Source organism: Rhodopirellula maiorica SM1 (genome assembly GCF_000346295.1).
In the GTDB taxonomy this organism is placed as follows: domain Bacteria; phylum Planctomycetota; class Planctomycetia; order Pirellulales; family Pirellulaceae; genus Novipirellula; species Novipirellula maiorica.
This window is the reverse complement of the sequence record NZ_ANOG01000931.1, coordinates 1-11,640: the sequence shown is the minus strand read 5'-3', so window position 1 is coordinate 11,640 and position 11,640 is coordinate 1. Positions and strand designations below refer to the sequence as shown.

Genomic DNA, 11,640 nt, shown 5'->3' with positions numbered 1-11,640 from the left:
TTGCCGAAGCATCACGTCCCTTCGATCCCACCGCGAAAGGGGTGGTCGGAGGCGAAGGAGCGGCTGTGTTTGTGCTGGAGTGCCTCGACGCCGCGCTGCAGCGTGGGGCAAGCCCGATTGCCGAAGTGATTGCGATGACATCACGGTTTGTCGCTTCCGCAGGAATGCAGCTGGCAAAGCGAACCTGTGACATCACGACCCCAGGCATCCGCGGATCCGCCGGAGCGATCAAGTTGGCCATCAACGATGCCTTGCAAAAAGCAAACCTAACGCACGCTGACATTGGTATGGTGGTTTCGCACGCAATGGGCGATCCGGTGATTGATACCGAAGAACGACAAGCTCTGCAGTCGTGTTTGCCCGATGTGCCTGTGGTGACACCGATTTCCAAGCTCGGGCATACCGGTGCGGCCAGCGGATCGATCGAAATTTTGGTCGGGGTGTTGGCGCTGAAGCACAAGCAAATTCCGCCATCAATGAAGTGGAACGGTTCTCCAACCGAAAAACCAATTGTTTCGGAAGCTCAGCCACTACCGAAATCTCATGTTCTGTGCCTCAGTCACACCTCCGAAGGTTCGGCAATCGCAACCATCCTGGCAAGCGTGTAGTTCAACCCAGCTAAGCATTTTCGGCCTAGCGACAAGCCGCGGGCGGCTTTCGATCCACGCCGCGTACTCCCGAAACGCAAGCACGAATTCCGCTACGAAATGCTTTTCAGTGTTGCCCCATTAACAGCGTTGGCCCATACGGCAGTTGGGACCATCGCCGAGTGATTCCTGCTTAGCGATTTAGGATTGCCGGAACCATTTTAAATTGCCGGAACCGTCGATTTGACGTTCGGTTCCCATCCCGAAGAATTCAACGAAAAAGGCGGCTTCGAATCGAGATTCGAAACCGCCTTTTTTAATACGGGTCAGACCGAACGTGTTACGCGAACGGGCTGTGTTTTCCTGGAACAGGAACAGGGTATTCGCCGTCCGGGCCGGGCATTACCGGAGGATCGCTTTCGAGGGTGTACTCGTCAATTCCAGGAGAAAGATTCGCACCTTTCTCCATCAACTCGTCCCACTTGACGATCTTGCCCGAGTAGCAAGCTTCGCGGCCGAGGATCGCGGTGAAGGTCGACTTCGCGCCGTATTCACCTTCGTTGTAAATGTCACCTCGCATCAGAGCTTCGATCAAATCGTGTTGCTCTTGTTGATGTCCACCTGGGCTCTTGCCACTGAACTTCCAAGGATTTTCGCCTTCGATCTTGCCCGAGGGATCGGCCGAGCCCTTGGTACCGTGGGCAAATTCACCGACGTGGTTCCAACCGCCCGCTAAGTGACGGCCTTGGCTGAACATCTTGGATCCGTCGGCAAAGGTGTACTCACAGAACGTGTGGTCAAAAATCTGTGACTTGGTTGCATCGCCACCTTCGCGTTGGGCGCGACCGCCCATGCCGTTACATTCGACCGGGTACGCTCCCTTGACCCAGCAACCGACATCCAGGTTGTGAATATGTTGTTCACAGATCTGGTCGCCCGAGAGCCAATTGAAGTGGTACCAGTTGTTGGTTTGGAATGCCATTTCGGTCATGTCTTTGTCACGGTTGCGGTACCAGATACCGCCGCCGTTCCAATAGACACGCTGCGCGATCACGTCGCCGATTGCACCATCGTGAATTCGTTTGATCGTTTCGATGTACCGAGGCTCATGACGGCGTTGCAGACCGATGCCGACCATGCGGTTCTTTTTCTTCGATTCTTCGACAGCCGCCAGCACGCGTTTGACACCAGGTGCGTCTGAGGCGACCGGTTTTTCCATGAACACGTGACGATTTTTTTCGATCGCGTACTCAAATTGTTGAGGTTTGAATCCGGGGGGAGTGGCGATTACAACCAAGTCGCAATCGGTGTCGATCGCTTTTTTGTAGGCGTCCAGTCCGGCGAAGATTTGGTCTTGGGGAACGGCGACTTTGTCTTTGTGCGACTGAGCAAGACGTTTGACCGCGTATTCCGCTTTGTTTTGGAACGCGTCCGCCACCGCGACAAGTTTGACATTGCCTTTGGTGTTCATGATGTTGGCTGCGGCACCGGACCCACGGCCGCCACATCCGATTACAACGAATTTGATTTCATCGCTTCCCGCAGCGTGAGCCGTGCGAGCGACATTGGTTGCGATTGCTGCGGCACCTGCAGCAGCAACGGTAGATTGTTTGAGGAATTTGCGGCGAGAAGGGGTATTCTGCATCAGTGAAAATCCTTGAGGAATTGAGCAAGTCGTGTTTGAGAAGCGAATTTTACAGTCGTTTCACAAGCAATTATAGACGCTACGCATGCGAAAGTCGCTTTGAAGCGGGCGCAGGGGAAGCGTTTTCGCATATTACGCCATCACACTCCAATTGTTCAGTTTACGCAGTGCCCCAAGCTGAAATCAGCTCATCTTCCCCCAAAAAAGTTAATGACGGAGAACGGGATCGTGGCCCCCCATGGCATAAATCTTTGACAGACCCCGAACGCCCAACTAGCGTCGACTTGGTGAATCGGGGCGACTCAGGCGGGAAACTTGGCTGGGCGACCTAGCGGGGCGGGGTCAATCCGATTGCAGGTATCGCTCGCGTAACGCGGTCACCGCGTTTTCGTGATCGAGCGTCCAATTTTCGAACAAATTGGCAATATTCGAATCCTCATACCCGCTGTTAAACGAACGTGGCCCCGTCAACTGGTTCCAGTATTCGGTTCGTCTGTCAAACTCGGGCGATCCGGCGACTGGCCATCCGTGCACTGATTGTTCGAGCGTCAATTTGACGGCCTCGTCGACGAACCGATCATGGCGTTCACGTTCGAAACTCATAGCCGTCCTAGGCGAATTGAACACTTCGTTGGCAAAGCGTCGTTCGTATCGCCAAGCATCCGGCGAGACTCTTTTCCATTGACGACGTTGGTAATCGTTCCATGCTTGTACGAGGGCTACCTCGCGAGATCGCCGGCGAAGGTCGCGATCGGGAATCCGCGAAACAATCTCGGCGATCTGTGCGTCGGTTCCGCCGATCATGTCAATGTAACGAAGCAAGTATTCCTCGCCAAAATCTGCAACCAACGAGACCTGTTCAAGCGAACTCGCCGCTTGAACCGCATTTTCACGTACAACGGTAGCCCATGCTGCCATCACCGTCAGTGCGTTTCGCTGCATCTCAGCCATCTCGTCCTCAGTCAAGCCTTGTTGCCGAAGTGCGGTGTCCTGTGCTCGGAACAGTGCATGGATCTCGCCAAAAGTGACCTCGTCGCCGATCACCTGCAGATCCTCTAGCTCGGCAAGCAAACGAGCGTTCAGAGTCAAGAACTCAGGTTCGCGGTAGAACCTTTCAAAAATCGTAGCCGAAACCACTGGATTCAATTCCACTCGATCGAACTTCGCTGGCATATTCGCAATCGCATGACTTCGCTGAAACATCTCGCTTCGCCATTGTGGATCGATCGAGGGCGTACTGCTGAAACGCAACCCCGCGACCGTGACCATCGGAGTGACAAACGCGATCAGCACCACTGCGAGTACCATCCATTGAAACGTCGTGTCCCGACGTTGTTCGAGCCAGCGGTGGATAAGCTGCCACGTGGCCAGCAGCAACACAGGAACCATCAAGATGACGGTGGCGATATAGTTTGGGTAGAGTCCGAAAAACGGTACCAGGATGCTGCAGCTAAATGCCGGGTAGAGCGGCGCGGTCAGCAGCCCCAGCGTGGCTCGCGGCGTGACCGTCGCCGCGAGTTGACCAAATGCAAACGACGCCAACATCATCGCCGCTGTGACTCCGTCGTTCACCCAAACACTGATCCCCGCCAGTACTAAACAGCACACCAACGGTGGCCCGATCCGCGTGCCCCAAATCAAGCTTGGCCGAATGCCATGGTCGGCAAAATAGACCGACCGGTTTCGCACCGTGTCGCCGTAAAACGCCAGTGCACCGAGCCAAGACGAAATCGCCACCAATGCCGTATGCGCCAAGACTTGCGTCGCCTCGTCTTGAGGTTGCGTACTCGTGTGCCACATGAATAACACCACGAATCCGAGCAACGTCAACGTTCCTGCGAACCACTTGATTTGCTCAATCTGTTGCCACAGCAATGCAAAAACCGGACTCGGACGTCTGAATACCTGTTCAATCGGTGGTTGATAAGGACGGATGATCTCGCTGGATGAAAACAGCGGCGATCGGTCAACCGAGACAAGCCGTTGACGTCCCAGCCATCGCTGTAGACACCACAATGCAACAAGGTATGCGACCGCGAAGAACACTGCTTTCTGGATATCGCTCTGGCTGACATTGTTTAACGATCCATAGACATCAAAGTGTCCAAACAGAATCGTCTGGATGACTCCGACGGCAAACCAGGACGCCAATACGATTACCGGGACCAACAACATCAAACCGCTCATCGGCGAACGGACGAGATAGGCGGTGATGAATCCACAAATCAGCAACAACACACTGAAAAACAACAGTCTTGCTACACCAACTGGGTGAATCACATCGTCCGACATCGGCGACGATGTATCGTTGACCAACAGCACCGCGATCGCCATGACGAGCGAAGCGATTGCCCAGATCGCAAGCAAACCGGCGAGTCCGACAGCAAACTTGACGTCAACGATCCGTTGCCAACGCACGGGTAAGGTTCGCAGCCACAGAAACGTTCTCGCTTCTTCTTCATTGCCAACCAACATCGCCGGAGTGCCTAACGCCATCAAGTTTGGCATCAGAATCCAAATCAGCAGATACGGGTCAATATCAAATGAGGCATCGTTAAAGATGAACTGTCCGGCGGTGACAAAGAGCTGAAACAACAGTATCCCAGCTATCACCGCATAGGCGAGCGGGCGAAGCGTGATCACGTCTTTCCACAACAATTGTTTCATCGTCTTACTCTTAACGTGAATGTTTTTCTCAGGACTCGGCAGCAAGCAGCGGCGGACGCGGTCGCCGTCTAGGTGGATCCGATGTTCGCTTTCATCGTTTCCCCTCGAATCGTCCGGCGATCGCTACGACCACACACCGCGATAAAGATTTCTTCCAGCGATGCTTGGCTTGCGGATAAGTTCTTGACTCCTGATGCTTCGCCATAACGTGATTGCCAATCTTCGGCCAAGTCCTTGACGATCCAGCGAACTTGGCGACCACTGCGAGATTCCGAAAGCACTTGACCAGCGGGAGATTCAACCGATGCGATGGCGTCGTCGAGCGTCGCGACCACGATCGAGGTTGACTGACGCAACACATCCAACGGTTGGACTAGTTTAAGTTCACCTTGATGTAAAATCGCAATCCAATCGGCAACGCGTTCGACTTCGCTAATTTGGTGACTACTCAGCAGTACCGTGCGGCCCAGCGCAGCGCGGTCCACCATCGATTCTAAGAATTGTCGCCGGACCATCGGATCAAGACCGCTGGTGGGTTCGTCCAATATCAACAGCGAGGGATCGTGAGCGATCGCCAATGCCAAGGCCACTTTTGCGCGTTGCCCCTTGCTGAGGTTTTTCAAACGCACGCCTTCGGGAACATCGAATTCGGCGACCAATTCTCGGTAACGCTCGAGAAAACCCTCGGGGTAAAACGCGGACGTAAACCAGCCAATTTCACCCGCGGACATCCATTCATAGAGTGCGGGGGCGTCGGAGACGTAGCCGATCGATTTGCGAATCTCCAATCCCGCAGTGTCACAGGGATGCCCAAGCACGCTGGCCATTCCAAAATCGGGCTTTAGAAAGCCGGTCAGAATGCGAATCATCGTCGTTTTGCCGGCCCCATTTTCGCCCAGCAGTGCGAACACGACGCCCGCCGGCACTTCCAAATTGACGTTGTCCAACGCGATCGTGTTGCCAAACCGTTTGCTGATATGACGAAGCGAGATTACCGATTGCATGGGTGTGATCCTAGTGGAGGTGTTCGTTGAGACGGTAACGCGTTGCAACGGCGGCAGGTCGATGGCACGTCAATCGCATGACTCGTCTCCGGCACGCAGCGGCGACGTCACCTTTTCTTGTTTGGCTTGTTTGACGAGTTCGGCTTCAAAGAGTTCTCGTAGCTCGTCCGCCGTCATGCCGCCCGCGATCGCGTCGGCAAGAGCGCGGCGAACGCCATCGGCAACCAGCGTATTGCGAGCTTTCGTACAGCGAGCCAACGCATCGCGACGGACCACCATCCCGCGTCCGCGGAGCGGTTCGAGCACGCGATCGTTTTGCAGTTCCTGATACGCGCGGGCGATCGTATTGGAATTGATCGCTAAATCGGCCGCCATTTGCCGGACGCTCGGCAGCATCTGGCCACCCGAGAGCACGCCGTCGGCAACCGCCAATTTGACCTGACGAACAATCTGCTCGTAGATCGGGATGTCGCCGCTCGTTTCGATTGAAAAGAACATGGCTGCCCTTGAGCCCAAAAATCAAGAAGAGGGGGGACGCTAAGAACGCGTCAGACACTTTCGCAATAGCAGAACCGCCGCATAAGTCAGCCGCTGAACCGACTGCGTGTACTGGTGTTATGGTACACCGTTCCCTGGGGCAAGTCAAACGCTGGAACAAACGCGGTGGCGATTCGAGATTCTCCGTCGCACTCAGCGACCTCCAGTCACCTCCGTCGCCGTTTTTTAGTGCGAAAAGCCCCCGATCTTTGCTGCGAACCACCCGATGTGACGGTGCCATTGGGGGGCGAGTATGGATGCAGTGCAGAATATAGGGTTAATGCTTGCGAATGGCGTCTCCCGTACCTACCATGCTTAGGTAGAGACCCTGCCTGAAAACAGACAATTCATTTTTTGCTTGCCCTTTTTTGTGAGCGGAAAATGACTCAGCGGTTCCCGCTTGTCATAATGGGGGGTGTAGGCCGTGTCTCGCCGTGTAAATGGTTTGCAATTGATTTCTCATTCGTTTTGGTATCACGCCAGTGAGTCTTTCCGAGGTTGACCGCCAGTTTCTGCAAAGATGCCTTGAGCGTGCCCCGCGCGCCTGGCAGAACTTTGTCGATCGGTTTTTGGGTTTGGTGGTCCACGTGGCTAACCACACAGCGGAATCGCGTGGAATATCGCTGGATCAATCCACTCGTGATGATCTGGTCGCCGAGGTTTTTTTGGCGTTGATCGCCAACGACTTTGGTGTGCTCCGCCGCTTCCGCCGCAATTGTTCACTGGCGACTTACTTGACCGTCGTCGCTCGCCGCGTGATTGCTCGCCGCTTGGCCGCGTCGCAGCGCGGGCTGCAAACCTCCAGCCAGCTTGAAACGGCGAATTTGGATGGCGTTGGCGATAATGGGCATCAGTCGCGGATTGAAAATCGCGAAGAGGTCCAGCAGTTGATGCTGAGGCTTGATCCGCAAGAGGCCAACGTGGTGCGGATGTACCATCTCGAAGGTAAGAGTTACCAAGAAATCAGCCAGAGCGTTGGCATGGCCGAAAATAGCATCGGACCTGTTCTGAGCCGAGCGCGATCGAAAATGCGTGGCGAAGCTTCGTAAACGCGTTGACAGCAGTCTTTCGGTCTCTTTTCCCAAAACGTCTGTTGGGATTTCACTCCGTAATTCCTGCCGCCCTGCTTTGCCGGCAGCTTCGCCCCGATCCAACGGTTCTGGCACAAGCGGCCGGCTAAATTCGCAAATGGGCTAAATTCGCAAACGGGTTAATTCGCGAATGGTCTATTCGCGAACGGGTTCGATCGTCGCGGACATGCTGCCTTTGCAGCGGGCGATCAGCTCGTCTTTGCCGAACGCGTGGATTTGGTCGCGTTTCAGTTCCGCGTGCTCGAGCGTCGTGGTCAAGCAGATCGCTTTGCCGCTGTTGTCGACTTCTTTGGCGATTTGAAAGCCGGTTTCGATGGGGTGACGAAACAGACTTTTCATCATCAGCACGACATATTCGTAGCTGTGGTCCGTGTCATCCCACAGCACAACGCTGTAGCGGGGCTGCTTCTTTGCTTTCGGTTTCGTGCGACGGTCGACTTCAGGTTTGGCCACTTCGGGTTCGGCCACCATTGTTTGATGATCTGCCATTGCTGATCATGCTCCTTGCAACATTTGATGGTTGTTGACTGGTGTTCCAGTTAAATCGTTTTCATGTACGTTAATTTTTTCAAGGAAATGAGGATGCGGTAAATCACCGATTTGCATCGGTGCCGATTCTCCACTTTTCCATTTTTGTATCGCTTGAATCGTGCGGCAATCCTGTGGCGTCATTAACACAAGCTCGGTGTGCTGCGAAATCTTGGGTCCGACCGGCAAGCGAATCGGCGGTTTCTTGAGCTTGCTGTCCGGTGCCCCCAAAAATAGAGCCCCCCAAAATAGAGGTGGTTCCGGCACTGCTATGGTAGTCTCTCGGATTGATAAAACGTAGGATTGCCTCACGTTTTCGTTCTCTGCGACAAAGCTATATTGTAGCGCCGTCCTAGATCGGTCGGCAGTCCTGATTATCACGTTTTTGAGCCTCATGCGGCAATTTTCGGTCGTGCAGTGGCAAGCTTTAACGACACTTCCGTATTTTCCTTCGTTCAAAATCCCCCAGTCCGATTTGATGAACTTACCCGATTTGTTGGACACTCTGGCTAAAAATTCCGATCGCCATTTGGGCGAATTAGTCGAGTGGTTAAAAATTCCTAGTATCAGCAGCGACACTTCCCGCCGCGCCGAGACCGCTGCGGCGGCCGATTGGGTTGCGGCGAAGTTGCAACAGGCGGGTTTGGCAACCGAATTGGTCCCGACCGATGGGCATCCGATGGTGTTCGCCGAAACGCCCGCTGTGCCTGGGGCCCCGGTCGCCTTGGTCTACGGCCACTACGACGTCCAGCCGGTCGAGCCAATGGACCAATGGCATTCGCCCCCCTTTGAACCGACCGTTCGCAACGGCAATCTGTATGCTCGCGGGGCGACCGATGACAAAGGCCAATTGCTGACTCACGTCCAGAGTGTTTGCGATTGGTTGGCAACCGGCCAATCGCTGCCACTGCAAATCAAGTTTTTGATCGAAGGCGAAGAAGAGGTCGGCAGCGAAAACCTCGAACGGATGCTGCCGAGTCTCCGTGATCGATTAGCTTGCGACTGTGTCGTGATCAGCGACAGTAGCCAATACGCCGATGGCCAACCTGCGATCACCTACGGACTGCGTGGAATCGCAACCTATGAATTAGAAGTCAACGGACCGAGCCAAGATTTGCATAGCGGTTCGTTTGGGGGGGCGGTCATGAATCCTGCGATCGCTCTTTGTCATTTGCTCTCGTCGATGGTCGATCGCGAAGGCCGTATTCAAATCGAAGGCTTCTATGACGATGTCATCGAGCTGAGCCAAGCGGAACGTGACGCCTGGGCTGAATTGCCGCAGTCGGACGAAGCATTTGCCAAATCGGTCGGTGTCAGCGAGTTGTTCGGTGAAAAAGGATTCACCAGCGACGAACGCCGCTGGGCCAGACCCACATTTGATATCAATGGATTGCAAAGCGGGCATCAAGGGGAAGGCGTCAAGACGATCATTCCGGCCGCGGCATTGGGCAAATTCAGCTTCCGCTTGGTCGCCAACCAAGACCCGGTCAAATTGACCGCCGCGATCGAGCGTCATTTGCAACAGCATGCCCCTGCTGGGATTCGTTACACGTTGAAACCCGATCACGGCGCCCCCGGGATGTTGGCCAACCCGCAAAGCAAGTTTGCGGTCGCGGCATCGCAAGCGATCGAATCGGCATTCGGAGTTGCCCCCGTGATGATCCGCGAAGGCGGTTCGATCCCGATTGTGACCCGTTTTCAAGATGTGCTGGGATGTGATTGTCTGTTAATGGGGTGGGGATTGTCCGACGACAACACTCATAGCCCCAACGAAAAATTCAAAATTCAAGATTACCACCGTGGCATTGCGGCGTCGGCGATCCTTTGGGATGAACTCGGAAAACTAAGCGAAAGCAAATAGAGACTATGCTCGATCGAAAATTTATCATTCAGAATGCTCAAGCGGTCAGCGACAATTGCAAGCGTCGTGGTGTCGACTGTGATATTGAAAAGCTCGTCCAACTGGATGAACGTCGGCTCGCCACGCTGCAGAATGCCCAAGATTTGAACCGACAAGCCAACGAGGTCAGCAAAGGCATCGGCGGTGCAAAGGATGCCGACGAGCGTCAGCAGATGATCGAAAAGGGACGCCAACTACGTGAGCAGAAAGATGCGGCCCAACGCGAGCACGATGAGCTTGAGCAGCAGATCAGCGAAATCCAAGCTCTGATTCCCAACTTGACCCATCCCGACGCGCCAACCGGTGGCGAGGAGGATGCGAATGAGTTGTCGTTCGGTAAAACCGCGAAACCCAAATTTGATTTCAAACCGCTCGACCATCTCGAGCTGGGTGAAAAACACGACCTGTTTGACTTCGAAGCGGGCGCACGGGTGGCCGGCGCCGGTTTCTACTTTCTGCGAAACGCGGCGGTGCGGCTCGATTTGGCGCTGCAGCAATTTGCCGTGTCGTTTTTATCCGGGCGAGGATTCACTCCGGTCAGCACGCCTGACTTGGCGCTGACGAGCGTGTTGCAGGGAACCGGGTTCAATCCGCGAGGCCCGGAGACCCAAATCTATAGCATCGAAAATACGGAACTCAATCTTGTGGCGACGGCGGAAATTCCGCTGGGCGGGATGATGTCCGGACAAACACTCGATCTCGAGAATCTGCCGATTCGGCTGTGTGGTTTGAGTCACTGTTTCCGCACCGAAGCGGGTGCCGCTGGCCGTGCATCCAAAGGACTGTATCGCGTTCACCAGTTCAGCAAGGTCGAGATGTTTGCCTTTAGTTCGCCCGATCAAAGCGATTCGCTGCACGAGGAAATGAGGTCGCTCGAATGCGAAATCTTTGATCAACTCGAAGTCCCCTACCGCGTCATCGATACCGCCAGCGGCGATCTCGGCGGTCCGGCGTACCGAAAGTATGACCTCGAAGCTTGGATGCCAGGACGTGGTGATGCGGGCGAATGGGGCGAAGTCACCAGCACCAGCAATTGTACCGACTATCAAGCTCGACGCTTGAATGTTCGCTTCAAACGTGCCGGGCAAAAAGGAACCGAATTCGTTCACACCCTCAATGGGACCGCGGTCGCCACAGGACGAGCGATGATTGCCATCATTGAAAATCACCAGCGTGCCGACGGTTCGATCGCGATTCCGAAAGTGCTGCAGCCATGGGTGGGATCGGAACAGATCGGCTAGTGCGGCCCAAATTGACTGGTGCCGCCAAAATTGACTGGTGCAGCATTGCAGACGAGATTCTCTTGGCCCGGTTGAGGATTGGCATTGACACCCCGTTAGCTCAGTTCATAGGTTCCAAAAGGATTGAGAAACGGGTCGATTATTGAGCGAATTTAGCCATTTTATGCGATTTGCTTGATCGGCCTATATCGAATTGTCCGATTGAGCGAAAGGATGTCGCTTCATCGGATTCTAGAGGTTCAAGGTAGGCAGGGATGCTTTCAAAACTTGCAAATAACCGTCGTACACTCGTAGCCGCTTGTGTGACAGCTTCGTGTCTTTCGCTGGGATGTCGTTCCAGCATGAAACCGTTCAACATGTTTGCACGGCGGAGTGAACCTTCGGCTGAAGCGCTCGCAGGAGCGGGGCCGACGAAAACCTATCCAGCGCCCCCGAGCGCC

General features: G+C 54.6%; 9 protein-coding genes and 1 pseudogene. 4 read left to right on the top strand and 6 right to left on the bottom strand.

The window, feature by feature from the left end; genetic code table 11:
* Positions 1-608 (top strand): annotated as a pseudogene (locus RMSM_RS29695) (3-oxoacyl-ACP synthase); the annotation flags it as partial.
* 319 nt (positions 609-927) lie between these two features.
* On the opposite strand, the gene RMSM_RS29690 reads toward RMSM_RS29695, so the two are convergent.
* The 4 genes from RMSM_RS29690 to RMSM_RS29675 form a co-directional block, all read right to left on the bottom strand.
* Positions 928-2,232, bottom strand: coding sequence for a Gfo/Idh/MocA family protein (locus RMSM_RS29690; protein WP_008706134.1), 1,305 nt, complete (start codon positions 2,230-2,232; stop codon positions 928-930).
* Positions 2,233-2,574: 342 nt separating this feature from the next.
* Positions 2,575-4,899 carry an ABC transporter permease gene (locus tag RMSM_RS29685; protein ID WP_040770158.1) on the bottom strand — a complete coding sequence of 775 codons (2,325 nt, stop codon included), beginning with the start codon at positions 4,897-4,899 and terminating at the stop codon, positions 2,575-2,577.
* A gap of 68 nt (positions 4,900-4,967) precedes the next feature.
* The gene (locus RMSM_RS29680; RefSeq protein ID WP_008706129.1) at positions 4,968-5,903 is read right to left on the bottom strand and encodes an ABC transporter ATP-binding protein; all 936 of its coding nucleotides are present in this window, start codon (positions 5,901-5,903) and stop codon (positions 4,968-4,970) included.
* Between the two features lie 69 nt (positions 5,904-5,972).
* Positions 5,973-6,401, bottom strand: a complete 429-nt coding sequence (locus tag RMSM_RS29675) for a GntR family transcriptional regulator (RefSeq protein ID WP_008706127.1) — start codon at positions 6,399-6,401, stop codon at positions 5,973-5,975.
* A 626-nt stretch (positions 6,402-7,027) separates the two neighbouring features.
* Between RMSM_RS29675 and RMSM_RS29670 the strand changes: the two genes are divergently transcribed.
* Positions 7,028-7,489, top strand: a complete 462-nt coding sequence (locus tag RMSM_RS29670; RefSeq protein ID WP_236622358.1) for a sigma-70 family RNA polymerase sigma factor — start codon at positions 7,028-7,030, stop codon at positions 7,487-7,489.
* 177 nt (positions 7,490-7,666) lie between these two features.
* Here the strand turns inward: RMSM_RS29670 and RMSM_RS29665 are convergent, their stop codons facing one another.
* Both RMSM_RS29665 and RMSM_RS40255 read right to left on the bottom strand, forming a co-directional pair.
* Positions 7,667-8,020 (bottom strand): ATP-dependent Clp protease adaptor ClpS, encoded by a 354-nt coding sequence (locus RMSM_RS29665; RefSeq protein ID WP_008706121.1) that lies wholly within the window; start codon positions 8,018-8,020, stop codon positions 7,667-7,669.
* A gap of 6 nt (positions 8,021-8,026) precedes the next feature.
* Entirely contained in the window at positions 8,027-8,563 is a 537-nt protein-coding gene (locus RMSM_RS40255) for a hypothetical protein (protein WP_144058057.1), read from the bottom strand.
* On the opposite strand from RMSM_RS40255, the gene RMSM_RS29655 reads away from it, so the two are divergent.
* Both RMSM_RS29655 and serS read left to right on the top strand, forming a co-directional pair.
* Entirely contained in the window at positions 8,538-9,920 is a 1,383-nt protein-coding gene (locus RMSM_RS29655; protein ID WP_144058056.1) for a dipeptidase, read from the top strand. The genes RMSM_RS40255 and RMSM_RS29655 overlap by 26 nt on opposite strands.
* Before the next feature lie 5 nt (positions 9,921-9,925).
* Positions 9,926-11,200, top strand: coding sequence for a serine--tRNA ligase (gene serS, locus RMSM_RS29650; protein ID WP_008706115.1), 1,275 nt, complete (start codon positions 9,926-9,928; stop codon positions 11,198-11,200).
* Positions 11,201-11,640: the final 440 nt, after the last annotated feature.

Coding starts and splice junctions, on each gene's coding strand:
- RMSM_RS29690 (WP_008706134.1), bottom strand. CDS start 2,232: ATGCAGAATACCCCTTCTCGCCGCAAATTCCTCAAACAATCTACCGTT.
- RMSM_RS29685 (WP_040770158.1), bottom strand. CDS start 4,899: ATGAAACAATTGTTGTGGAAAGACGTGATCACGCTTCGCCCGCTCGCC.
- RMSM_RS29680 (WP_008706129.1), bottom strand. CDS start 5,903: ATGCAATCGGTAATCTCGCTTCGTCATATCAGCAAACGGTTTGGCAAC.
- RMSM_RS29675 (WP_008706127.1), bottom strand. CDS start 6,401: ATGTTCTTTTCAATCGAAACGAGCGGCGACATCCCGATCTACGAGCAG.
- RMSM_RS29665 (WP_008706121.1), bottom strand. CDS start 8,020: ATGGCAGATCATCAAACAATGGTGGCCGAACCCGAAGTGGCCAAACCT.
- RMSM_RS29655 (WP_144058056.1), top strand. CDS start 8,538: ATGAACTTACCCGATTTGTTGGACACTCTGGCTAAAAATTCCGATCGC.
- serS (WP_008706115.1), top strand. CDS start 9,926: ATGCTCGATCGAAAATTTATCATTCAGAATGCTCAAGCGGTCAGCGAC.